Below are 25,332 nucleotides of genomic sequence, written 5' to 3' on the forward strand. Positions count from 1 at the left end.
GGAACCAAAACGAACGAAAGTCATTCACGAATAGAAAAAATCCTAGGACTATCTCGTCCTAGGATTTTTTCTATTCGTTCACTATGAGCTTGTCTGGTAACAGATTCCTATTTTCACCCAAATCACTCATTTAAAAAGGTAGTGATTGCCGCTTGATTCATTTGATTATCAATAACCAAGACACTTCCTGCATACTCACTGTTCCCATAGTCCCATGATCCGTCAACAGGTACACTTAATCGATCAATACCTGTTACACCACGACCAATCGAAAGTAAATGAGTTGCTAAAAATGTTGCAGTAACATCTGTTGAAGTATACCCAATTGCTTTCCCAGCTGCATAAGGTGCTCGAAGCAGGTTGATTGGATTTTTTAATTGACTGAAAATCGCATTCATCACCTGTTGCTGACGTCTGACACGACCAAAGTCTCCCTCTTCATCCATTCGAAAACGAGCATATTGCAGTAAAACATGTCCGTCCATTTGTTGGACCCCTTTTTTGATATCGACACCGTCAAGATTCAGGTCTTTCTCAGCATCTAGTTTCACGCCAAACATAAATAACGCATCAATTACTTTTTCAAACGATTGGAAATCGACTTTTGCATAATATTGACACTCGATTCCAAAGTTTTCTGCTAACGTTTGCCGAACTAACTCTGCACCGCCATAGGCATAAGCAGAATTAATTTTGTTTTGGCCTACACCAGGAATGTTAACAAAGCTGTCCCGCATAAACGAAACAAGTTTAGGCTTGTGCGCTGGCCCTCGTAGCTGTAAAACCATGATCGTATCTGCTCGTCCAGCATCTTCACCCCTTGTGTCACTTCCCAAAATCAGAATATTTTTCGCGCCGTTTTCAGATTGAACACCATTGAAGGTCTCAACTGATGCATTGGCTAAGCTACTATCATGCTCAGCCATAAATTTTCCGGCAAAAAAAGAAATTCCTGAATAAAGTAGAATAAAAATGAAAAGACCAAGAAGTATTTTCTTCCATGAACGTTTTTTTCGTCCCTTTGGCGGTTGTTGTGATGATTTCTTTTTCCGGAAAAATTTCTTTTTTTCAGTTGTTTGTTGATTAAGTTGCTCGTATTCATTGTATTCATCAAACGCTCGATTCGATTGGTTGTTTGATGAATCAAAATCATTCGAAAATGACAGATTGTTTTGTTTTTGTCCTATAGGTTGATCTGATTCTCGCTGAATATCCTGTTTTCGTTGACGGCGAGCGAAGAGATTATCCGTATTGCTCTTTAAGGATTTTCCTTTGTTTTGTTTATTGTGACGGTCCATCCGACTCATCGTATTTCCTCCTAATTACCTAGTGATAGTTCAAGGATACGTTACCTCATGATAAAAAGCATGCTACTTAAGTCTAATTTAATAAAAAATAACGATTTTTTCTTTGAAATACTGCTTTTTCCAGTCAATTTCGTAAAAAAAGTAGAACAAAACAAGTCCTTGTTTTCCTCCACCTTTTTTACTGGATATTATTGGATTATCGATGATCATGCTGAAATTTTCACTTAACAGTGTGCTAAAATCTCTGACACGATTTCTTGTGGCAATTTGTCCGTAGTCTCAATTTGCAGTGTGGCGACTTCTTCATAAAATGCTTGCCTAGTCTGATAGAGCTCTGAGAATTCAGCAATTGTTTTCTGTCGTGCCAAAGGTCGCACATTTTTTTGGTCATGAATAACTCTTTGATATAGTTCAGCACTTGATGCTTCTAAAAAAATAACCATTCCACCATTTTTTAACAGTGCTCGATTTCTTTGATTTAAAACAATGCCACCACCAGTAGAAATCACTTGTGCTTTTGAAGCTGTCAATTGTTCTTGAAGTAGCTGTGTCTCAGCTTGACGAAAGCTTGCTTCGCCCTGCTTTTCAAAATATTGTGCAATCGTCATCGCATACTTTTGCTCGAACAATTCATCTAAGTCGACCAAAGAAACAGAAAGCTTTTCTGCTAGAAGTGTGCCAATCGTGGTTTTTCCCGAGCCCATAAAACCAACGAGCACAATTGAATTATTCATCTGACACACCTTGGGCTAACTTGGCTAAATCACTAAAGAACTGAGGATATGAAATAGCCACCGCTTCCGCTTCCGTTAGTTCAATTTCGCCATCTTCGACTAACAAAGCAGCAATTTGTAACATCATACCAATCCGGTGGTCTTTATGACTGGAAACTTGTTGATTTTTTGGGGGAATTTGGAGTGGTGTTGGCCCCTCAATAATTAGTCCATCTTCTGTCGTTTGGATTTTTGCACCCAATTTTGTTAATTCCGTCGCCACTGCGTCAATTCGATTCGTTTCTTTTACTTTTAATTCTTCGGCATCATAAATTCGGGTTGTTCCTTCTGCTTGGGTAGCAAGTAGCGCAATCACAGGCAGTTCGTCAATCAGTCGTGGAATGATTGCCCCTCCGATTTCGATGCCTTGAAGTTCAGATGTTTTCACCTGAATCGTTGCTGACTGATTAACAGAGTCTTCTTCCGTTAGCTTGATCTGACCATTCATTTGTTTAACTACATCTAAAATGCCCGTTCGAGTTGGATTAATTCCAACGTTTGTTAGTGTAATTTCACTATCTGGGCACAACAAACCCGCAACAATAAAAAACGCAGCCGAAGAAATATCACCAGGAATGATTACTTCACAGCCTGTTAATTTTTGTGGTCCAACAAGTGTGATTTCTTTCCCTGACTGCTGAATTCGCCCACCAAACTGTTGGATCATTTCTTCTGTATGATTTCTAGAAGGTGTTTTTTCAACAATCGTTGTCGTACCCTTTGCCTGTAAACTCCCAAATAAGATAGCAGATTTCACTTGAGCACTTGCAACAGGCATTTCATACGTGATTGGTATTAATTGATTGGTAGGTTCAATTTCCAGAGGTAATAAACCTTTCTCCGTCGTCCCAGTTATTCGAGCGTTCATCTGAGCCAGCGGATCAATGATTCGATTCATTGGTCGTTTACTTAATGAGGCATCTCCAATTAACGTTGATGCGAATGCCGCACCAACTAAAATTCCTGAAACAAGCCGAACCGTTGTTCCTGAATTTCCACAATCAAGCGGACTAGTACTTGGACGTAATCCTTCGATTCCTTTTCCGTTGATATGAATCGTTTGATTTGCTTCCTCAGTTATCTCGACCCCTAAGTTTCGAAATAGCTGTAACGTTGAAAGACAGTCTTGCGCTCGCAAAAAGTTATGAATAACGGTTTCTCCATAACTGATTGCACCAAACATAACACTTCGATGAGAAATTGATTTATCTGCAGGTACTTGTAAAGTCCCTCGAAGCTTCGTCTGATTTGTCAGTAACTTCATCTTTTGTTTCACTTCCTAACATAACTAAAATACTTGTTACCGTCAAAACTGAGCAATTCGTTCGCGATACAAGTCAACGGCTTCTTTTAATTCCGCACAAGTATCTGCAGAAAATTTTGTTAAAAATGCTTTCGCTAACTCTGTTGCTATGACACTTTCGCAAATAACACTGGCTGCGGGAACAGCTGTCGTGTCAGAACGCTCAATACTTGCACGGTATGCTTCTTTTGATTGGATATCAACACTTTGCAAGGGACGATACAATGTTGGTATTGGTTTCATTACACCTTGTACGATAATCGTTTCACCATTAGTCATACCGCCTTCGAAACCACCTAAGTTATCAGACTGGCGAGTAAAGCCACGTGTTTCATCCCAAGTGATTTCATCCATGACTTTTGATCCGGGTAAGTTTGCCATGTCAAAGCCTAAGCCAAACTGAACGCCTTTAAACGCATTGATACTCATCACTGCTTGGGCGATTTTCGCATCTAGTTTTTCATCCCAATGGACGTAGCTCCCTAACCCAGCTGGCACATTTGCCACTAGTACTTCAACCACGCCACCCAAAGTGTCTCCCGCTTTTTTCGTCTGATCAATTAACTCTTTCATCGCAGTTTCAACTTTTGGATCAGTTACGCGTAATTCCGAATTCTCTGAACGCTGTTTGATTTCTTTTACTGTCAAGTTATCAGGCAGCTCACAGACCAAACCTCCAAGTGCTAATACGTGTCCAGCAACCGAGACGTCTAGTTCCTGAAGTAATTGTTTACAAACGGCACCAATCGCTACTCGCATTGCTGTTTCCCGCGCAGATGAACGTTCCAAAACATTTCGTAAATCTCGATGTCCGTACTTCATTCCTCCCACAAGATCCGCATGTCCTGGTCGAGGCCGAGTCACTTGTCGAAGGGTTGCGTCCTTTTCGGCAACTTGTTCGGGCGACATCACAGTTTGCCAATTTTCCCAGTCTTTATTCTCAATAACTAATGTCACTGGAGAGCCTAATGTATACCCATGACGAACTCCTGAAGTAATTTTTACTCGATCCCTCTCGATTTTCATTCTTCCGCCACGACCATAACCAATCTGACGTCTTGCCAATTCAAGATTGATTTCATCAACAGATAAAGAAAGACCTGCTGGCAATCCTTCGATAATCGCGGTTAATTCTAGCCCATGCGATTCTCCGGCTGTCAAAAAGCGCATCTCATTTCTCCTCCTTCTTCAAATAATCCAGTAATTCATTTAAGGGTGTCGGTAAAATCGTTGCTTCACCAATTTTATTTAGTACAACTAATTTCACTAGATTTCCTCGTGCTTTTTTATCGTGAGTGATTGCTTCAAATAGCGCATGTTCTGACCATTCGGTTGTTTCTTCAGGAAGTTTAAATTTTCGTACCATTTTACGCAAACTTTCAGTTGTTCCTTTTTCTGTTAAGCCTTTTTTTTCCGCGATGCTGGTTAACTGAACCATTCCGATTGCAACAGCTTCTCCATGGGTGATTTTTCCATAACCGGCAGTTTTTTCAACAGCATGACCGATTGTATGACCGAAATTAAGGAGTAGTCGTTGTCCATTGTCAAATTCATCCGCTTCAACTACCTCTTTTTTAATCGCTAAACAAGCTTCAATTATTTGTTCAGATTGAGGAACTATTTCTTCTCGCCCATTTATATTCACTAAGGTTTCCCACAAATTTTCGTCCGCAATTGCGGCATATTTGATCACTTCTGCAAGTCCTTCACTGACTCTTCTTGGTGATAACGTCAATAACGTATCCGGATCAATCAATACCCCTTCAGGTTGCCAAAATGCACCAATAATGTTTTTAGCATACGAGGTATTCACCGCTGTCTTGCCACCAATACTACTATCTACTTGAGCAAGTAAAGTCGTTGGGATTTGTAAAAAATGAATTCCCCGCATAAACGTTGCTGCAACAAATCCTGCTAAATCACCAACTACACCACCGCCTAAAGCAATGATGCCATCGCTTCTAGTGAATTGTTTTTCCGTTAATAATTGAAATAGTTTTTCTGCTTGCTGTAATGATTTGCTTGCTTCACCAGGCTCGATTACAGCTTTACTCACCATGTAACCTGCGTTAGATAACTGTTCACTCACCGTCTGAGCATAAAGTGAATCAACGTTTTTATCCGTTATCAAGCAAATTTTTTGCGGTGACCACAAGGCGCTCACCCATTGATTGACTCTCGATAATGCTCCTTTTTCAATAACGATTTCATAAGAATGTTGTGGTAGCTCTACTTGGATACTCATGTTCACACCTGCATTTTCTTTGTCATAAGTTCTTTAATTCATGAATTTCTTTCATTGCTTTTTCTAAAATATGCACTTCGTCCATCATCTTCAGATACGTTTTTTCGTTCAAGGACTGCGGGCCATCTGACCACGCATTGACCGGATCGGGGTGAATTTCAACAATCATGCCATCCGCACCTGCAGCAACTCCTGCTCGAGCCATCGGCGGAACCAAATCCCAAACTCCGGTTCCATGACTTGGATCAACAATGATTGGAAAATGACTAAGTTTCTTAATCAAAGGAACAGCACTTAAGTCAAATGTATTCCGTGTTGCCGTTTCATACGTTCGAATACCTCTTTCGATAAAAATAATCTGGTTATTATTTTGGACAGCAATATATTCTGCTGCATTGAGCCATTCGTTAATAGTTCCAGAGATCCCTCGTTTTAATCCAATCGGCATCCCTGTTTTTCCAACAGCTTCAAGTAAACGAAAATTTTGCATATTTCTTGCGCCAATTTGTAAAATATCACTATAATGTGCCACCATATCAATATGAGCTTCGTCCATTACTTCAGTGATGACTTGCATATCAAATTCATCAGCCGCTTGGCGAATGTATTTCAACCCTTCCTCTTCTAACCCTTGGAACGCATAAGGAGAGGTTCTTGGTTTGAATGCACCACCACGCAAAATTTTTGCACCACCTGCTTTTGCCATCCGAGCTGTTTCCCGAATTTGATCTAGCCCTTCGATGGAACATGGGCCCGCCATGGTAACAAAAGAACCATCACCGATTTTGACACCATTCACATCCACAACTGTGTCTTGTGGGTGAAATTCACGTGAAGTTAATTTATACGTATTTGTAATGCGAACGATCTCTTCTACTCCATCATATCGCTGAAAGGCCACATCTTGAATTTTTCTAGTGTCACCCACTAACCCGACGATTGGTTGCTCATTTCCACGATTCATTTGAACAGCTAAGCCTTCTTCTTTCACACGATTCACGACTTGTGAAATTTGTTCATCTGTTGCATCTTGTTTCATAATAATAATCATTTCTTTTTCCCCTTTATTCAAATAAATCTTTCATGATATCAAGTGGCATTTCGTGATTCGTCCATAACTGAAAAGCCGTTGCACCTTGATATAATAGCATACCTAATCCATTAAAGGCAGGTACACCTATTTTTTCTGCTTCTTTTAATAATTGCGTTTTTTTTGGTGAATAAATTAAATCAATCACAAATAAATTTTCATGTAAAAAGCTAGCATTCGCTAAAGGTGATTGTCCTTCTTTTGCACCCATACCAATATCCGTTGCATTCACTAATAATTCACTTGTCTGTAAATCACGTTCGAGTTGTTCCTCATCAGCATAATCAACTACCCGCACGATTGCACTCGTCTGTTCGCCGATTTTTTCAAACTCCCGTTTAACCGTTAAAAATCGTTCATTGTTTCTTTTATATAAAACAACTTCTCTAGCACCTTCAAGAGCAACTTGTACCGTGATTGCTTTAGCCGCCCCACCAGCCCCTAGAATAGTTATTTTTTTGTCTTTTATCTTAACTTTTGCTGTTTCTTCCATTGCTTTCACAAAACCAATACCATCTGTATTATACCCAATCAATTGCCCATTTCGATTAACGATCGTGTTAATCGCACCAATCAGTTGTGCTTCTTGACTTAGTTCATCAACGTAAGCGATAGCTGCCGTTTTATTAGGCATCGATAAATTCACACCTAACATATCTAATGCGCGAATACTTTCAATTGCCTGTGCCAGATTTGTTTGGTTTACCTCAAACGCCAAGTACACCGCATCGACACCACAAGCTCGAAACCCACGATTATGCATGCGCGGTGATAAACTATGTTCCGCTGGATGTGCAAAAAGACCGACAAGTTTTGTTTTTCCAGAAATCACGCTGTATCCTCCTTGCTTTTTCAAATTACTACTTTATTTATCTCTATCATCCATAGTGAAATAAAAAAAGCCACTTAGTGTTTTCGTACTAAACAAAAAGTACAGTAAACGACTACGTGGCAAGATGCCTTGAACTATTCACAAAACGAAAAGCATCCCATGAAACTTATTTAATTTTCACTCAAAGTATAACCTCACGAAACGCCTAAACTGTCTTAGATTGTACTAAGTATAGGACGAATGAAAGGAGCTTGTCAATTCCTTTTTTATTCTGTCTCACTAGCTAAAAAGAGGTAAGGATAAATCGAACTCCTCCCCTCTTTCTTTTCATTCTATTTGGTTAAACTAGGATCAAAAGTACAAAACTTCAAAAAAATTCCCATGTTTTCGTAGACATTAATGAAGTGATTTATAAGCTTCTTGCACCTTTTTATGTTAAAAAATTTGATAGGATCTTTTTTTTAGTCAAGAACTTCCTCAAAGAATTGTAACAAATCACTCATTGATAAGTTTTGTTTTTCTTGTGCATTCAAATCTTGAACAATTCTTCCCTTTTGTAAAACGATCAACCGATTTCCATAATTTAACGCATCTTCCATTCGATGAGTAATCATCAAACAAGTTAACTTTTGTTCCGTGATTCGACGGTTGGTTAGTTCCATTAATGATTTCGCTGTTTTAGGATCTAAAGCCGCTGTGTGTTCATCTAACAGTAATAGTTCTGGTACTCGAATTGTTGCCATCAGTAAACTTAGCGCTTGGCGCTGTCCGCCAGAAAGTTCACCTGCTGGCGTATCTAAATGAGCTTCCAATCCATTTCCGACTTCTTGACATAAGTGATAGAAAAATTCTTTTTGTTTCTTTAAATTTCGTAGTTGTAACGGACGTTTTTGTCCGCGCTTTTGTGCTAACAATAAATTTTCGGCAACGGTCATTCGTGGTGCTGTTCCCATTTTAGGATCTTGAAACACACGTGCTAGAAACGCTGCACGTTTTTCTTCGGAATCTTTCGTAATCACTCGATCTTTAAACAAAATACTTCCTTGAGAAAGTTGTAGTGTTCCCGCAATCGTATTGAACAGGGTACTCTTTCCTGCTCCATTTCCACCTAAGACAGTAATAAAATCTCCTTCATTGATTGAGAGATTGATTTCTTCAAGTAAAACTTTATTTTCATTCAGTCCATTATTCACAACTTTTTTCCCATTTTTAATGGTTAAGATTGCTGTCATTTATTTTGCCTCCTTCTCAAAACCAGTTTTTAGATTCAATGCTTTTTTCACTTGTGGAATCATCAAACAAAACGCAAGGATGATTGCTGAAAATAGTTTTAAGTAAGTTGTATCAAAACCTAATTTAATAACGATCAAAATCAATAATTGATAAATAATACTACCAACAACAATCGCAATCAAACGTTCTGCCAATGTTAACTCTTGGAAAATCACTTCACCAATAATGATTGAAGCAAGACCTATAACGATTACGCCAATTCCCTTATTTACATCTGCATACCCATCATTTTGAGCAATTAACGCACCAGAAAGAGCAATCACCCCGTTGGATAATGTTAACCCCAAAATTTTCATACGATCTGTTTTAATTCCCAAAGAGCGTGCCATCGTTTCGTTGTCTCCTGTTGCAATATAGCCTTGACCTAAATCTGTATTGAAGAAAAACAGCAAAATAGAAATAATCACACCTAACGCAATCAAACCCAACAAAACTGTATCAAAATAATTTGGTAAGTGGAGTTTTTGGAAACTATCTTGTAAAATCGGACGATTCAACAAGGAGAGATTAGGAGTCTTCATCACATATAAAATCACTGAATTTAAACCAGACATCACTAGAATTCCAGCAAGGATAACAGGAATCTTTCCTTTTGTATAAAGCAAACCAGTGACCAAACCGGCTATCATCCCCGCTCCTACTCCCAAGAGTGTAGCAAAAATCGGTGCGATTCCATTCGTAATCGCGGTCACACAAACAGCTGCACCTAATGGAAATGACCCTTCTGTTGTCATATCAGGAAAATCAAGAATTCGATAAGTCATAAAAATGCCCAGACCCAAAATTGCCCAAAGCATGCCTTGTGAAATAGATGATACGATCATTTGTCTTCCTCCTTTGAGCTTTCAGTTGATTTCGTCGCTTCTTGCTTCACGTTTTTAGCTTTTTCTTTTACCTCTTCAGGGATCTTAACACCTAAGTGATCCGCTTGTTCTTGATTGATGATAATATCACCTTGATCAAAGGTATAAACAGGTGTCGTTGCTGCTTCACTTTTCCCTAATGCAAGTTTCGCTGCCATTTTGCCACTTTGAACACCTAATTGATATTGATTAATCCCAATGGTTGCCAAACCACCTTGTTCAACCATTGTATCAACTGATGGAATAACAGGGATTTGCTCTTTATCTGCTTCCTTGATCACCGTTTGCATCGCATTGGCAATCGTGTTATCCAAAGGAATATAGATAAAATCAACAGATTGACTCATGACTTGAACTGTTTGTGCAATCTCATTTGTTGAAGGTACCGCATATTTTGTCACTGTTAAACCAGCTTCTTTTGCAGCATCTTCAGCTTGCGCAACTTGATATTTAGAATTATCTTCCGATGACGCATAAAGAATTCCGATTCTTTTGGCTTGTGGTAGTAAGGTTGTTGCTAATTGGATTTGAGCACTGACAGGTGGCTGATCAGAAACACCGGTCACATTTTTTCCCGGTCTATCTAATGACTCAACTAAGCCTGCCCCAACTGGATCTGTTACCGCGCCCAGCACCACTGGAATATCACTTGTTGTATTCGCTAACGCTTGTGCTGCAGGAGTTGCGATTCCTATCAGTGCCGCTGGGTTTGCTTGAACAAGTTGTTGGCTCATCGTCGCCAATTTACTTTGATCGGCTTGACCATTTTGAAAGTTTATTTTAAGATTTTTTCCTTCAACCAAGCCTTCTTCTTTCAACCCATCCTTAATTCCGCGATAAATTTCATCTAATGCTGGATGACTGACATATTGTAAAACACCGATTTCTTTTACTTCCGTTGTTGTGGGCGTTGTACTCTTAGTTTCAGCCATTTTTTCGTAAACAAAACTACCAATCAAGTAGATTCCTAGTAGCGCTACGACCGCTATCAATCGTTTATTTTTCATTTTTTTCTCCTCTTTATAACTAGTTATTTTTGCTATGAACGATAACAATGTTTCGATAAATTGTTTTTTTATTAAGCAAACTCAACAAAAAAAGGACAATTCCTGTTACGGCATTGTCCTTAGTGCACAAAAAACCGCATAGAGTCTCTATGCGGTAGTCAAATTTCTTGTCTAGCATAGATACAAACTTTAGATTGTTCTCTAAAAAGTCGTATCTATGGGAAAGTTCGCCATCAATACAACTCATCTACGCCAGTTACGCCATGCATGATTGTTTCCTAGTAAAGCTTGGTTTGATAAGTTCATTGTGGTTCACCCTTTCGTCAAATAATTGATTTAAGTCTAATCGAAATTTTTTTATTCGTCAATAGAAATATTCACATTGTGCAAATTATTGTGTTGAGTCTGTTGTCATTTCAAGTTCAAGCTTTTTAATATTTGCTAATGGAAGACGATTCAATTCCGGTACTAATTCGTTTGAAATATCCGTAATGCCATTTGTGCCAATCACAACTCGATTCGTCTCCTTACCTCCATCAAAAAAGATAAATGTTATTTGTTCCCTATTGATCCCATACTCTTTTTCTTCTTTGGCTACATCATAGACGAGAGGATAAAAATAAATTTGGCGATTCAATTCTTCCATTTTTTTTGAGTCATTTAAAATAGTCAAGACTTGTTCATAGTTTTTGCCTTTTGGTACGCAAAACATGACTGATATTGCTTTGCTATCAGCAATTGTTTGCTTAGCATTACTGTAATCAAACCTTTTGACTTTATCAGAGGTAATCGCTGAATATACCAAACTATCTACTTGATCTGCCTTGATTTTCTCAGGCAAGAAAATCATTGATCCTGCTAACAATATTGCTAAAAAAAGCAAGCCACCTGCACGCCAAAAATATTTGATTGGATTTTCCGCAAACGCATCAGCAAATTCTATCCAGCTTTCTTGTATTTTTTCTTTTATTTCTCCCCAGATAACAAACACCTCGTTTCTTCTCCTTCGATGTTACTTGTTCCTTTTCTTTATTATACCTATAAAAAAGTAGTTTGACGAAAAAAATCGCATCTTTACTCCAAAGTTTTGCTACTTATACAAAATATAAGTTCTTTTTCACAAGTAAATCACTAAAAGTTTTTAGTAAAAAAGACGAAATCGTTACTAACACTATACCGCCATTGGTTTTTCTGATTGTTTTTCGTTATAATGAAACTAATTATGAAAAGAAAAGAGGAAGCATTATGTCCTTTGATGGTGTTTTTACCCACGCAATGGTTAGTGAGTTGCGTGATACCTTATTATCTGGTCGAATTTCTAAAATTCACCAACCTTATGAAAATGAAATCATTTTAGTTATTCGCTCTCGCGGAGCCAATCACCGCTTGCTATTATCTGCTCATCCTAGCTATGCACGAATTCAGATAACGCAAATTGATTATCAGAATCCTGATACGCCACCTAACTTTGTAATGATGTTAAGAAAACATCTTGATGGTGCTTTGTTAGAAACAATCGAACAGGTTGAAAATGACCGTGTCATTCATTTTCATTTTACAAAACGAGATGAACTAGGTGACTTACAAAATATTGTTTTGATTGTTGAACTGATGGGGCGCCATAGCACGATCGTATTAGTCAATCGTGAAACCGGGAAAATTTTAGATGCTATCAAACATATCGGAAGCTCTCAAAATACTTATCGTTCATTGATTCCTGGTGTCACTTACGTTGCTCCACCGAAACAAGAACAATTAAATCCATTTTCAGCAGAAAAAGAGAAAATCTTTCAACGTCTTTCTCAATTAGAACTAACACCAAAAATTTTACAGCAAAATTTTCAAGGACTTGGTTTTGATACAGCGCAAGAATTAGCAAGTCGTTTGACTGAACAACCCAATGAAAAAATGGCTGTTTGGGAAACCTTTTTCCAGCAGTTGGATGATAAGCTTTCCCCTACGCTTTATGAAGCAAAAAATAAAGATTTCTTCACACCTATTTCCTATCAATCAATTGAGACAACTGCTGATCAAGTAACAAACTATTCAACCTTGAGCGCTTTGCTTGATGGCTTTTATCATGATAAGGCAGAGAAAGACCGTGCCAAACAACAAGGTAGCGAATTGATTCGGAAAATGGAAAATGAACGTAAAAGAAATCAAAATAAATTAAAAAAACGTGAACAAACACTAAAAGATTCCGAAAATGCGGAAGATTTTCGTCGCAATGGCGAACTGTTGACCACCTTTATGACCCAAGTCCCACGGGGTGCAACAGAAGTAACCTTGCCGAATTACTACGAAGCAGATCAACCTTTGACCATTAAGCTTGATCCTGCACTAACACCTAATCAAAACGCACAAAAGTATTTCCATCGTTATCAAAAACTAAAGAATGCTGTTAAACTAATTGGTCAACAAATCCAAGAAGCTAAAGACGAAATTCAGTATCTCGATTCCGTTTTAGCTCAACTTGAAATTGCTGGTCCCATGGATATTGAAGCCATCAAAGAAGAGTTAACTGCTCAAGGATACGTTAAAAAGAAGTCTGCAAAAAAACAGAAGAAAAAGAAACCTTCTCAACCAGATGTCTATTTTGCTGAAGATGGTACTCAGATTCTTGTAGGAAAAAATAACTTACAAAATGATTTATTAACAATGAAAACTGCTAAAAAAACCGATTACTGGCTCCATGCGAAAAATATTCCAGGTTCACACGTGATCATCAAAAGTAGCGATCCTTCTGATGAAACAATTACCCAAGCGGCAGAATTAGCTGCTTACTTCTCAAAATATCGTCATTCAGCACAAGTTCCTGTAGACTTGGTTCAAGTGAAACATATCCGCAAACCAAACGGTTCCAAACCTGGATTCGTTATTTATGAAAATCAGAAAACGATTATCGTGACCCCTGTTGAAGAAACAATAGTAAAAATGAAAAAACAATAATAAAAAGCCGAGACGATGAATGGTCTCGGCTTTTTATTGGCTAAAATGTTAACTAAATTATTTTTTGTTCGTTCATTCATTCATCAACAAATCCGTTAATCTTTGAATGAAACGCTGTGCTTCTACACTCAGCGTACGTTTGCCAGAATGAATGACACAGAGTTGGTTTGGTTGACTATCTGCTAATGGGATAAGTTTTATTTGGTCTTTGATACCACCAATAACAATTCCTGATCCAGAAGCATAAGCATCTGTTTCTAGTACCAAGTTCATCAGCGTCCCACGATCACTGGTGTAAACAACTGATTCTTGTGCGGGAATCTCAATCAGATCTTCGTAAAAATAAGGAAAATTATTGCCGTCCTGAGTAAAGCGAACTTGAGGATATGCTAACAACTCTTTCTTATGGATTTCCGCTTGTTTTGCTAGTGGATGTCCTTGTCTCAAGAAAATATGCGTGGAGAACGTATGAATCGTTCTGGCAACTAGCTCCCCTTGCTGTAAATAGCGCATGATCCCAGCTTGATTCTTTTCGTTCATGTATAATACGCCTACTTCACTGTGCTGTTCTCTTACTTCTTCAATCACTTTTGCAGTAGTTGTTTCCATGATTCTGAATTGTTTGATTTCTTGATTGAATTCTGTCATCATTTTTGCAATCAATGGTCCCAAAAAGTCATAGTGTTGAGAAGCTACTGAAAACATTTCACGTGTTTCACTTGTTTGATAATAACTTTCAAGTGATTCTAATTGAACCAAAATTTTTTCAGCACGTTGTAAGAAATCTTGACCTGCATCAGTTAAGTATGCCCCTCGATTTGTGCGGGTAAACAAATTGATTCCTAATTCTGTCTCTAATTCTTTGATTCCTGTAGACAAGCTAGGTTGTGAAACAAATAACTTCTTAGCCGCTTCTCGAAAACTACCATTATTCGCAACAGCAATCACATACTTCATTTGTTGAATATTCATGTATTTGACCCCTCAAAATAGTCAATTTTACGATCATTAAGCGCTTGGAGCGGACGATTGTTAGGCTGTGCATACTGCCCTTCAAATGGCGTCAAGAATTCTTGATTTAATTGGCCAACTTGATCCATAACAAACCACTGGATAGGTCCTGCAGTTGGTGGTGTAGTTAATGAGCCAACATAATGATAGTGGCTTTTCTTTTCAGGGAAAAACACATCTGGATTCATCCAATGTTCATGTGCAGCTAAATCCCAGCGTTCTTCATGATTCCGATCATAAAACCAACCATCCTCGCTTCGCAACTCATACATAACTCCAACAACCAAGTTTTCTTGACGATGATTCGTGTGTACAAAATGAAATTCAATGTCTTCATGTTTCCCATTTATAATGTGCTCAGAAGGCAGATGGAAATGGATATCTGTCAAATAAAATTTTTCACCTTGATATTCGACATAACTGATTTGGTCAAATGGTACTAAGTGGATCGTGTTCTTAAATTCTTTATCTGTGAATTTTTGACATTGATAGTGGAAAGAAATCGTTTCTTTCACATCACTTACTTCTTGACAAGTAACAAGCGGAATGGGTGATTGCAAGGAAAACTCTGCTCCTTTTGCAAACCAATCGCATAAACTTGCCCAATTCTCTGGCCCTCGCTCGCCCGAGTAGCCCCATTCAACATCCATATTTTTTTTCAACACTTACGTCCTCCTGAGTCTTTTCATAAAAGTTAGTTCGTTCGTTTTTTTCTTTGTAAAGCGGCAGAAATATCTGCCAAAAACTCTTCTTTCCCAAAAAATTCTTGGTTCAACAATTCTGGAAAGATAAAATCAAAGAAATAGTTTACGCTTGGTCGATGATCGAATTCTTTAATTGTTAAGATCGATTCAATAAACATTTCGCGATAAACTTTTTCAGGATTATTCTTGCTGATTTCATCAAATGATTCATAAAGCAAATCCACTTTGTCCGCGATTGCGAGCAACTCTCCTTCAATCGTGTCATCTTTTCCTTCAAATAATCGGCGACGATAAATTTCTTGAAATTCTTCTGGGATCTCTTGATTGATAAATTCATCAGTCATTTTTTCTTCAACTGTGTGTAGCATCCCACGTAGTTCTTTATTTGCATATTTTACAGGTGTTTTGATGTCACCAATAAAACGTTCTGTATAATCATGATTCAATGATTTTTCATATAACAGTTTCCAATCAATCGCCTGTCCATTGGCTTCTTCGATATCACCTAAAACTTGTGCGATTGATGCTACTCGAAACGAATGTGCTGCTACTGTGTGTTCTGTGTGCTTGAAGAAGCCAGGCGCACGAATAATTTTTTCTAAATTATTTAATCCTAAAAGATATTCATTTAAGCCCATGTTGCCATCTCTCCTCCATACTTTTCCAACAATCATAGCATTTACTCTTCACATCATGCAATTACAAAGAACTAAAACTACCAGTTTTTAACTTTTATTTATCACAAATTTTACAAAGGATACTTATACCAATTTTTATTGATTTGTTTCGTTTTGATTGAGTTGTTTTCACTTTTCGGAATAAATATATCCATCTCTTTGGATAACAACTTTTTACTAGTTGTCATGTGCAGCGATCTTAATTGATCAAGATTGGGTGTTTTCGTACCCGTTTCTTTTTTGAACGCTTCAAAGGAACAAATAATCCACTCGATTTCTGCGTAACTACCTTGAGCAGATGCCATCAATGGTGTAGCAAACATTCGTTTCAAACCAATCTTTGTCAGAAATTTATTTCGCAATAAATTTTTCTGAATCTTTGGTACTTATTGGATGCCCATTTTCTTCTAAGACAGTAAATGCTTCTTTAAAAGCTAAAGCTGTTATAGAAAATATATGATTCATTTCTTGTTTATTTTTCATTTTTTGTCGATAAATAAGGTCTAAGCTGTTCAGCACCATAATCAATGCCGCATGACTTTTTAGCCAATCAAATAAAGTAGGGTCTGATTGCCATTGATAATTCGTTCGAGCAAAAATTTGATTTAAAAGTTGTGTCATTTGGGAATCATCGGGATCAAGGTAGACTTTCATTTTGCCTCCATTGAAACGTAAAATCGTAATTAAGTTCCCTTCCCTTGTTCCACCAGTGTTTTGAAAACCAAAAAAGACTTGTTTAGCTGGATCTTTTTGAACGATTTTTTCTTTTAAAATTTCTGGATTCATTTGATTACCAACAAAAATCACTCTTTGACTGTGATTCGCAGCAATTGGTTCAATCACAGAATCAAAATCATTGTATTTCATTGTGACAAAAATCAAATCATACTTATCTGTTGGCTCTAGTCTTGAGATTATTTTGATTGTATCTACTGTTCTTTTCTTCTGAATAACATGTTTTAACTCAAGTCCATTTGTTTCTAGCTGTTCCTTCGTCTTTCCTCTAGCAAGGATCGTTACTTCATTCTCTTTATTTTTAGTAAGAGTATGTGCAAGATAACTTCCTTGAATGCCTGCACCATAAATTAATAGTTTCATTTTTTCTCCTTTATGAACACCTGTTTATAAATCAACGAACATCCAGTATAATAAACAGACTGGCATCAGCAATCAATCATCAAAAATGATAATCTGTTGATTAACAAACACATCACTTAAAATGACAGGAGAATCACATGGATCGACGAGTACGTAAAACACAAACAGCTACTCAAACAGCTTTTTTTCAATTGCTAAAAAAGCAAGATATCGAACGAGTAAAAGTCAGCGAGATTTGTGAATTAGCAGACATCAATCGCGGGACATTCTACTTAAATTACTTAGATAAATATGATCTTTTAGAAAAAATGATCCAACAATCAATTCAAGAATTAATTACCTATTGCCAAACAGAAACAACGGAAACAGACGATCTGCTAATAAAAACTTTTCAATTCATTGTAGAGAACCAGGAAACGTATCGAATGTTGATTGCTTCTGATAAACAGGGTCTATTTACTGATTACCTAAAAAAACATATCCTGACTTTTACAGCCACAAACAACGGAAGCAATTTTTATTGCGAATGGAATCGTAGGTGTCCTGAATCATTATTTGTCTTCTCATGAAGCTTCGATTGAATCATTGTATGAAATCAAACCAATTATTGAACGATTTCAGTTAGCCACAGACTGAGCAAAACTCTAATATAAAAGACGACAACACTATGAAAATAGTTGTTATCGTCTTTTTATTAAGCATTCCAGTTTTCTGGATCTTTTTTCCAACTTTTTAGCAAATCCAATTCTTCTTCATTGATGTAATTTGCTTCACGTGCTGTTTCAATTAATGTTGAATAATTAGTTAATGTGACCAAAGGTATCTTTGCTTGGGAGAAGTTCGTCAATCCTTTGGGTAATTCATAAGTAAAGATTGCTGCTACACCTAGCACATTTGCACCTTCACGTGTTGCTGCTTCACAAGCTTCTAACACGCTACCACCTGTTGAAATCAAATCTTCAATGACAACCATTTTTTGACCTTCGAAAATTCGACCTTCGATTTGATTTCCTTTGCCATGATCTTTTGCTTTGCTGCGAATGTAAACCATTGGTAAATCAAGGATATCTGCAACCCAAGCAGCGTGCGGGATACCTGCTGTTGCTGTTCCAGCAATTACTTCGACTTCTGGAAATTCTGCTTTGATTTTTTTGGCTAAACCATTTGCAATTTCCTGGCGAACTTTAGGATAACTCATCGTGATACGATTATCACAATAAATTGGGCTTTTCAATCCACTTGCCCAAGTAAATGGTTGTGTTGGGTTCAAGAATACTGCTTCAATTTCTAGTAAGTCTTTTGCAATCAATGTTTCGACAGTCATTCGTGTTAGCTCCATTCGTTTTTTATTTTTTGGTAAGCTTCGTAAGGATTTTCTGCTTGTGTAATTGGACGCCCAACTACGATAAAGTTTGCGCCAATTTCTCGTGCCCGCTTTGGCGTCACCACTCGCGTTTGATCGCCAATATCTGCACCTTGTGGTCGGATACCTGGTGTCAAACAGACAAATTCAGCAGTTGTAGCATCTTTGATTTTAGTTACTTCTAGTGCGGAAGAAACGACACCATCTAATCCTGCTTCCTGTGCGCAAGTCGCGTAATGGATCACGCTCTCTTCTAAGGGTACTTCAATCAGTTGATCATGATGCATTTCTTCTTCACTTGTCGAAGTCAGCTGAGTGATTGCTAATAATAATGGCCGTTGTTTCCCTTCTGGTGTTCCTGATGCTAAACCACGCATCGCAGCTTCCATCATACGGATTCCTCCGGCGGCATGTACACAAGTGATATCAACGCCTAGCTTCGCTAAACCACGCATTGCTTTTTCAACTGTATTGGGAATATCATGTAATTTCAAATCTAAAAATACATCGTGTCCTAATTCTTTTAACCAACGGACAATCGCTGGCCCTTCTTGATAAAAGAGTTCCATTCCAATTTTAACAAATAGTTTTTCCTCCTCGGGAAATAATTGTAAAAATTGTTCTACTTCGTTTCGGTTTGAAAAATCTAAAGCAACAATCGGTCGCTGATTCATTGTTGGCGCTCCTCTCTAACTTCTTGAATAAGTTGTTCCAGTGATAAAATACCTAGTTCAGCCATTCGCTGAGGTAAAGCATCAATCAATTTTGGGCAAACATATGGATCTGTAAAATTAGCCGTTCCAACTGCGACTGCACTTGCACCCGCCATAATCATTTCTAACACATCATCAACCGTCTGAACACCACCCATACCAATAATCGGCAGTTTAGAAACACCTGCGACTTGATGAATCAAGCGAATAGCAACTGGTTTGATTGCTGGGCCAGAAAGACCGCCTGTTTGATTCGCTAAAATCGGTTTTCTTGTCTTTAAATCGATACGCATTCCTAAGAGTGTGTTAATCATGGTAAACCCATCTGCTCCACCTGCTTCAATCGCTAAAGCAATGGGGACAATATCAGTAACATTGGGCGATAATTTGACATAGATTGGAACCTTCGAAACTTTTTTTACCGCCTGTGTTAGCTGAAAAGCGACATCAGGATCTGTGCCAAACGCAATACCTCCGTGCTTTACGTTTGGGCAAGAAATGTTCAATTCGATTGCTTTCACATTAGGCGCGTCGCCAATTTTCTCACAGACTTCCACATAGTCTTCTTCGCACGCACCTGCCACGTTGGCAATAATTGGTAGATCAGGATATCTTTCTAATTCAGGCAATAGCTCATTCATCACGGTTTCTAGTCCGGGATTTTGTAAGCCGATTGCATTCAGCATACCTGAAGGGGTTTCAGCAACACGCGGTGTCGGGTTACCAAATCTGGCTTGAGGTGTCGTTGCTTTGACCATGATTGATCCTAATTGATTCAAATCATAGTACTGCCCATATTCTTTTCCAAAACCAAAACAACCACTGGCAGGCATGATTGGATTTTTCAGATCAAGTCCTGGTATTTTTACTGCTAATGATGGTAATGTCATAGAATCACCTCTCCTGCTTTGAAAATCGGACCTTCATCACAGACTTTCACACTTTTTGTTTCGTCTTCTGCCTTATGACACACACATGCATAGCAAGCACCGATTCCACACGCCATGCGTGATTCTAAAGAAAGTTGGACATTAGGGTGTGTATGGAAAAAATGCTCAACCGCTTTTAACATTCCGTTCGCACCACAAGCAAACACTGCGTTTGGTTCCTTATTTTCTTCCGCTAATAAAAGATTGCCAACATTTCCTTTGACGCCTGCTGAGCCATCATCTGTAGCGATTTTTGTTTCTCCCAGTTGCTGGAATTTTTCTGCGTAATACATGACATCCGCTGACGCAAAACCTAAAAAGTGTTTGACCGTGACACCTTTTTCTTTCAGTTGATGAGATAATTCATATAATGGCGGAATTCCGATACCACCGCCAATGATAAATGCACAGTCCCCAGCTTTTAATCCGGTTAAGTCAAACCCGTTTCCCAGCGGACCCATCACATCTAGCGTATCGCCTGCCGTCAACGTAGAAAATGATTTGGTTCCGTCACCTTCTACACGATAAATGATTCGACAAGTATTCGTGCTTGGATCGATTTTATTTAAACTAATTGGTCTGCGTAATAACAAGTCGGCTCTAGGAACACGGATATGAATAAATTGACCCGGACGCTTCATCTCTTGAACTAGCTCACCCTTTAGTGTCAGCTCGAAAATTCGTGGTGCTAACTGATTTTGTTGAATGATTTCCATAACTTCTTGTTTCATATCCACACTCCTATACTTATCGACTCTGTTAAAACTTATTGCTGAACTTCTTTGTACTAACCTTTTTCACAAAACAGCTCCTCAGAGCAACGCACAACTAGTCAGAAACGATCAAAATGATTCTATTAGTTGTCAATTACTTCATCGGAGCTAAGTGAATGTGGCGAACCTTTTTAAATTGCTTTTGTTGAGAACGCCCGTGACTCCATCACTCGGACGATTGCGTCTGCTGTATCAAGTGACGTAAAGAGTGGCACACCGTGTTCGACTGATTCGCGTCGGATAATAAAGCCATCTTTTGACGCATTCCCGCGGTCTTTATCAATCGTGTTCACAACTACTTGTGCTTTTCCTGTACGAATGATATCGACAACATTTTCTTCTGTTGTTGTTTCTGAAATTTTTGCTACTGTCGTAACGATTAACCCGTTGTTACGGAAAAATTCTGCTGTGTGTTTCGTACCTAATAAGCTGTAACCAATCTCTGCAAAGCGTTTGGCTAAGCCTAATGCTTCTTCTTTTGTTTCGTCTGCAATCGTAAAGAGGACTGCACCATAGTCTGGCAAATTTAAACCAGCTGCTCGGAAAGCTTTATACAAAGCTTTATCTAAGTTTCGATCAGATCCCATGACTTCACCAGTTGATTTCATTTCAGGTCCTAAGTATGTGTCGACCTTTTGTAACTTCGTGAATGAAAAGACAGGTGCTTTGACATGGACATCTTCGGTTTCTGGATAAAGGCCTGTTTCATAACCTAGTTCCCGCAAACTTTGACCCAAAATAGCTTTGGTCGCTACTTGCGCCATTGGAATCCCAGTTACTTTACTTAAAAATGGTACCGTACGGCTTGCGCGGGGATTGACTTCGATCACATAAACTTTTTCTTCATGAATAACAAATTGGATATTCATCATTCCAATGCAATTTAGCCCTAAAGCTAATCGTTTTGTGTAATCTTCAATTGTTGCCTTGATTTCTTCTGATAATGTTTGTGGTGGGTATACTGCCATTGAGTCACCTGAATGGACTCCAGCACGCTCAATATGTTCCATAATTCCAGGAATCAGGACAGTTTCTCCATCACAGATCGCATCAACTTCGCATTCCCCGCCTACTAAGTAACGATCAATCAAAACAGGATGCTCAGGCGAGGCTTTCACGGCATGTTCCATATAATCCTCTAAGTCACGTTGATTTTCTACAATCTCCATTGCCCGTCCACCAAGCACATAACTTGGACGAACTAAAACAGGATAACCAATCATCGTTGCAATTTTTACAGCTTCTTCCTTGCTTGTTGCTGTGTCTCCTAGCGGTTGCGGAATCTTTAGTTCTTGCAATGCTTGTTCAAATAAATCACGATTTTCTGCTCGATCCAAATCTTCAATCGTCGTTCCTAAAATTTTCACACCAGCTTTTGCTAACGGTTCACCTAAATTGATTGCCGTTTGTCCACCAAACTGAACGATAACGCCAATTGGTTGCTCCAACTCAATTACATTCATCACATCTTCAAAAGTCAGTGGTTCAAAATACAACTTGTCTGAAACAGAGAAATCTGTGGAAACTGTTTCTGGATTGCTATTCATAATAATGGCTTCATAACCTGCTTGTTGAATTGCTTTGACTGAATGAACCGTTGCATAGTCAAACTCCACCCCTTGACCAATCCGAATGGGACCAGATCCAAGTACCAAAACAGAAGGTTTTTCTGAGCGACTACTTTCATTTTCAAATTCGTACGAGCTATAAAAATAAGGCGTATTTGATTCAAATTCAGCTGCACAGGTATCGACCATTTTGTAGACGGGCAACAATTGATTTTCTTTTCGAAGTTCACGAATTTTTTCGGGTGTTGTTTGCCATAACTGTGCAATCTTTTTGTCTGTAAATCCGTTTTTCTTCGCTAATTTCAACAGTCTTAAATTAGAAGGTTCTTCTTGTAATTGTGCTTCAATTTCAATGATATGAAGTAGTTTATCTAAGAAAAAGAGATCAATCTTTGTTAACTCAGCGATTTCTTCGATTGGGTAACCTCGGCGTAAAGCTTCCGCAACATAAAACAGACGATCATCTTGTGCTCGAACCATTTTTTCAGTTAGCTGATCTTCCTTCACATCCACGAGTTCAGGAAGCTCAAGATGATGTGTGCCAATTTCAAGAGAACGAACGGCTTTGAGCAATGACTCTTCGATGTTACGACCAATTGCCATGACTTCACCCGTTGCTTTCATTTGTGTTCCCAATATGCGTTCGCCATTTTCAAATTTATCAAATGGCCAACGTGGGATTTTTGCAACCACATAGTCTAAAGCTGGTTCGAATTCTGCATAAGTTGTTCCAGTTACTGGATTTTTCATTTCATCTAAAGTCAAGCCCAATGCGATTTTTGCCGCTAATTTTGCAATAGGGTAGCCCGTTGCTTTACTTGCTAGTGCAGAAGATCGTGAAACACGTGGATTAACTTCGATTACATAATAATTGAAACTGTGAGGATCAAGAGCAAGCTGGACGTTACAACCGCCTTCGATTTTCAACGCGCGAATAATTGAAAGTGAAGCATCACGCAATGTTTGATATTCATGGTCAGATAGTGTTTGACTTGGTGCGAAAACAATGGAATCACCGGTGTGGATACCGACTGGATCAAAGTTTTCCATGTTACAAACAACGATTGCATTATCAGCTGAGTCACGCATGACTTCGTACTCGATTTCTTTATACCCAGCAATACTGCGCTCAATCAAGCATTGCGTAACTGGTGATAAACTCAAGCCATTTTCTGCAGTGACTCGCAGTTCTTCTTCGTTTTCACACATCCCACCACCTGTACCTCCGAGGGTGAACGCAGGTCGGACAATGATGGGATAGCCAATTTGATTCGCAAAAGCAACGGCATCCTCGACCGTTGTCACGATTTCTGATTCGGGAATTGGTTGATTTAAGTCTTCCATCAATTTTTTGAACAAATCTCGATCTTCTGCTTGGTCGATTGCAGAAAGCTTCGTACCCAGAAGTTCAATATGAAGTTCATCCAAAATTCCTGACTCAGCTAGTTCCATCGCCATGTTCAATCCTGTTTGACCACCTAAAGTTGGAAGCAGTGCATCTGGACGTTCTTTTCTTAAAATGCGTGAAACAAACTCTAAAGTTATCGGCTCAATGTAAACTTGATCCGCAATTTCTTGATCTGTCATAATCGTTGCAGGATTTGAGTTGACTAAAACAACTTCATAGCCTTCTTCTTTTAGTGCAAGACAAGCTTGCGTTCCAGCATAATCAAATTCGGCTGCTTGACCGATGATGATTGGTCCTGAGCCAATCACCATGATTTTTTTGATATCTGTCCGTTTTGGCATTCTTATCGCTCCCTTCCTGCATCCATCATTTCCATAAATTCATCAAATAAGTGTAGTGCATCGTGTGGTCCCGGTGCTGCATCAGGGTGAAATTGCACACTAAAAGCAGGGTAATCGCGATGGCGAATCCCTTCCACTGTTCCATCGTTCACTTCAATATGAGTGACCATTAGTTTATTCGGATCAATCGTGTTTTCATCAACAGCATATCCGTGGTTTTGCGAAGTAAAATCAATCCGCCCCGTCGCAACTTCTCGTACGGGATGATTTAATCCACGGTGGCCAAATTTCATTTTATATGTGTCTGCACCATTAGCTAGTGCAAACAATTGGTGACCTAAACAAATACCAAAAATCGGTACTTTCCCTTGAATTTCTTGAATCATCTTGATTGCTTCAGGCACATCTTTGGGATCTCCTGGTCCATTTGTCAGCATCACGCCATCAGGTGCAAGTTCAAGAATCGTTTTTGCTTCAGTGTTATAAGGCATGACTGTTAAATTACAATTTCGTTTACTTAATTCACGCAAGATACTATGTTTCAATCCAAAATCAATGACAACCACATTTCTGCCTGTCCCAGGACTTGGATAAGGTTTATTGGTTGACACTTGTTGAACTTGATTCGTTGCTAAAACAGTCGCTTTTAATTGGTCAAATGCGTGTTCAAAACTATCACCTGCATCAACAATACTTGCTTTCATCGTTCCAACTTCACGAATTTTTCGCGTTAAAGCTCTTGTATCGATTCCCGAGATTCCTGGGATACCTTTTTGTTTCAAAAATGTATCTAACGTCATTTGATTGCGCCAGTTTGAGGCCACTCGCGCATGTTCCTTCACTACAACACCCTTACAAGTCGGCGAAATCGACTCGTAATCATCTCGGTTCACGCCATAATTTCCGACCATTGGATAAGTGAAGGTGATGATTTGACCATTAAAACTTTGGTCTGTAATCGTTTCTTGATATCCAGTCATACTTGTCGTAAAAACAATTTCACCAAAAACATTTGCATCTGCTCCAAAGGCTTGTCCTTCAAATACAGTTCCATCTTCTAAAATCAGTAATCGATCCATACTGTT

At 38.5% G+C, this 25,332-nt stretch carries 24 protein-coding genes; 2 read left to right on the plus strand and 22 right to left on the minus strand.

Features of this window, described 5'->3' with window-relative positions; all coding sequences use genetic code 11:
- Positions 1-122: 122 nt before the first annotated feature.
- The 11 genes from JZO71_RS08255 to JZO71_RS08305 all read right to left on the minus strand — a co-directional run bounded on the left by JZO71_RS08255 (position 123) and on the right by JZO71_RS08305 (position 11,704).
- Positions 123-1,307 (minus strand): LCP family protein, encoded by a 1,185-nt coding sequence (locus tag JZO71_RS08255; RefSeq protein ID WP_206899020.1) that lies wholly within the window; start codon positions 1,305-1,307, stop codon positions 123-125.
- Positions 1,308-1,531: 224 nt separating this feature from the next.
- Positions 1,532-2,041 (minus strand): shikimate kinase, encoded by a 510-nt coding sequence (locus JZO71_RS08260; RefSeq protein WP_206899021.1) that lies wholly within the window; start codon positions 2,039-2,041, stop codon positions 1,532-1,534.
- A complete protein-coding gene (aroA, locus tag JZO71_RS08265; RefSeq protein ID WP_206899022.1) occupies positions 2,034-3,344 on the minus strand; it encodes a 3-phosphoshikimate 1-carboxyvinyltransferase in 1,311 nt (436 codons plus the stop codon). The genes JZO71_RS08260 and aroA overlap by 8 nt, the downstream gene beginning before the upstream one ends.
- 42 nt (positions 3,345-3,386) lie before the next feature.
- Positions 3,387-4,553 carry a chorismate synthase gene (aroC, locus tag JZO71_RS08270; RefSeq protein ID WP_206899023.1) on the minus strand — a complete coding sequence of 389 codons (1,167 nt, stop codon included), beginning with the start codon at positions 4,551-4,553 and terminating at the stop codon, positions 3,387-3,389.
- Position 4,554: 1 nt separating this feature from the next.
- Entirely contained in the window at positions 4,555-5,628 is a 1,074-nt protein-coding gene (aroB, locus tag JZO71_RS08275; RefSeq protein ID WP_206899024.1) for a 3-dehydroquinate synthase, read from the minus strand.
- 22 nt (positions 5,629-5,650) lie between these two features.
- Positions 5,651-6,679 (minus strand): 3-deoxy-7-phosphoheptulonate synthase, encoded by a 1,029-nt coding sequence (aroF, locus tag JZO71_RS08280; protein ID WP_206899025.1) that lies wholly within the window; start codon positions 6,677-6,679, stop codon positions 5,651-5,653.
- Positions 6,680-6,692: 13 nt separating this feature from the next.
- Complete coding sequence (locus JZO71_RS08285; RefSeq protein WP_206899026.1) at positions 6,693-7,550, minus strand: shikimate dehydrogenase; 858 nt, start codon at positions 7,548-7,550, stop codon at positions 6,693-6,695.
- Between the two features lie 461 nt (positions 7,551-8,011).
- The gene (locus tag JZO71_RS08290; protein ID WP_206899027.1) at positions 8,012-8,782 is read right to left on the minus strand and encodes an ABC transporter ATP-binding protein; all 771 of its coding nucleotides are present in this window, start codon (positions 8,780-8,782) and stop codon (positions 8,012-8,014) included.
- A complete protein-coding gene (locus JZO71_RS08295) occupies positions 8,783-9,667 on the minus strand; it encodes an ABC transporter permease (protein WP_206899028.1) in 885 nt (294 codons plus the stop codon).
- The gene (gene trpX, locus JZO71_RS08300) at positions 9,664-10,713 is read right to left on the minus strand and encodes a tryptophan ABC transporter substrate-binding protein (RefSeq protein WP_206899029.1); all 1,050 of its coding nucleotides are present in this window, start codon (positions 10,711-10,713) and stop codon (positions 9,664-9,666) included. The genes JZO71_RS08295 and trpX overlap by 4 nt, the downstream gene beginning before the upstream one ends.
- Before the next feature lie 391 nt (positions 10,714-11,104).
- A complete protein-coding gene (locus tag JZO71_RS08305) occupies positions 11,105-11,704 on the minus strand; it encodes a hypothetical protein (RefSeq protein WP_206899030.1) in 600 nt (199 codons plus the stop codon).
- 254 nt (positions 11,705-11,958) lie between these two features.
- Between JZO71_RS08305 and efbA the strand changes: the two genes are divergently transcribed.
- Positions 11,959-13,662, plus strand: coding sequence for a fibronectin-binding protein EfbA (efbA, locus tag JZO71_RS08310; protein ID WP_206899031.1), 1,704 nt, complete (start codon positions 11,959-11,961; stop codon positions 13,660-13,662).
- Positions 13,663-13,734: 72 nt separating this feature from the next.
- On the opposite strand, the gene JZO71_RS08315 is transcribed toward efbA, so the two are convergent.
- The 5 genes from JZO71_RS08315 to JZO71_RS08335 all read right to left on the minus strand — a co-directional run bounded on the left by JZO71_RS08315 (position 13,735) and on the right by JZO71_RS08335 (position 17,152).
- Entirely contained in the window at positions 13,735-14,634 is a 900-nt protein-coding gene (locus JZO71_RS08315) for a LysR family transcriptional regulator (protein WP_206899032.1), read from the minus strand.
- Complete coding sequence (locus tag JZO71_RS08320; RefSeq protein WP_242590524.1) at positions 14,631-15,335, minus strand: carbonic anhydrase family protein; 705 nt, start codon at positions 15,333-15,335, stop codon at positions 14,631-14,633. The genes JZO71_RS08315 and JZO71_RS08320 overlap by 4 nt, the downstream gene beginning before the upstream one ends.
- 32 nt (positions 15,336-15,367) lie before the next feature.
- Positions 15,368-16,015: a YfbR-like 5'-deoxynucleotidase gene (locus JZO71_RS08325; protein ID WP_206899033.1), complete on the minus strand. Its 648-nt coding sequence runs from the start codon at positions 16,013-16,015 to the stop codon at positions 15,368-15,370.
- A gap of 110 nt (positions 16,016-16,125) precedes the next feature.
- Entirely contained in the window at positions 16,126-16,416 is a 291-nt protein-coding gene (locus tag JZO71_RS08330; protein ID WP_206899034.1) for a hypothetical protein, read from the minus strand.
- The gene (locus JZO71_RS08335) at positions 16,406-17,152 is read right to left on the minus strand and encodes a ketopantoate reductase family protein (RefSeq protein WP_206899035.1); all 747 of its coding nucleotides are present in this window, start codon (positions 17,150-17,152) and stop codon (positions 16,406-16,408) included. Before JZO71_RS08335 ends, JZO71_RS08330 begins: the two co-directional genes overlap by 11 nt.
- A 137-nt stretch (positions 17,153-17,289) precedes the next feature.
- Between JZO71_RS08335 and JZO71_RS08340 the strand changes: the two genes are divergently transcribed.
- Positions 17,290-17,721: a TetR family transcriptional regulator gene (locus JZO71_RS08340; RefSeq protein WP_206899036.1), complete on the plus strand. Its 432-nt coding sequence runs from the start codon at positions 17,290-17,292 to the stop codon at positions 17,719-17,721.
- A gap of 125 nt (positions 17,722-17,846) precedes the next feature.
- On the opposite strand, the gene pyrE is transcribed toward JZO71_RS08340, so the two are convergent.
- The 6 genes from pyrE to JZO71_RS08370 form a co-directional block, all read right to left on the minus strand.
- Complete coding sequence (pyrE, locus tag JZO71_RS08345; RefSeq protein WP_206899037.1) at positions 17,847-18,476, minus strand: orotate phosphoribosyltransferase; 630 nt, start codon at positions 18,474-18,476, stop codon at positions 17,847-17,849.
- Positions 18,477-18,481: 5 nt separating this feature from the next.
- The gene (gene pyrF / locus JZO71_RS08350) at positions 18,482-19,189 is read right to left on the minus strand and encodes an orotidine-5'-phosphate decarboxylase (protein ID WP_206899038.1); all 708 of its coding nucleotides are present in this window, start codon (positions 19,187-19,189) and stop codon (positions 18,482-18,484) included.
- Complete coding sequence (locus JZO71_RS08355; protein WP_206899039.1) at positions 19,186-20,118, minus strand: dihydroorotate dehydrogenase; 933 nt, start codon at positions 20,116-20,118, stop codon at positions 19,186-19,188. The genes pyrF and JZO71_RS08355 overlap by 4 nt, the downstream gene beginning before the upstream one ends.
- Positions 20,115-20,888: a dihydroorotate dehydrogenase electron transfer subunit gene (locus JZO71_RS08360; protein ID WP_206899040.1), complete on the minus strand. Its 774-nt coding sequence runs from the start codon at positions 20,886-20,888 to the stop codon at positions 20,115-20,117. Before JZO71_RS08360 ends, JZO71_RS08355 begins: the two co-directional genes overlap by 4 nt.
- 173 nt (positions 20,889-21,061) lie before the next feature.
- Positions 21,062-24,247, minus strand: a complete 3,186-nt coding sequence (gene carB / locus JZO71_RS08365; protein WP_206899041.1) for a carbamoyl-phosphate synthase large subunit — start codon at positions 24,245-24,247, stop codon at positions 21,062-21,064.
- A 2-nt stretch (positions 24,248-24,249) separates the two neighbouring features.
- Positions 24,250-25,326 (minus strand): carbamoyl phosphate synthase small subunit, encoded by a 1,077-nt coding sequence (locus JZO71_RS08370; protein ID WP_206899042.1) that lies wholly within the window; start codon positions 25,324-25,326, stop codon positions 24,250-24,252.
- Between the last annotated feature and the right edge of the window lie 6 nt (positions 25,327-25,332).

This window comes from Candidatus Enterococcus courvalinii (assembly GCF_017315945.1).
Classification (GTDB): Bacteria; Bacillota; Bacilli; order Lactobacillales; family Enterococcaceae; genus Enterococcus_B; species Enterococcus_B courvalinii.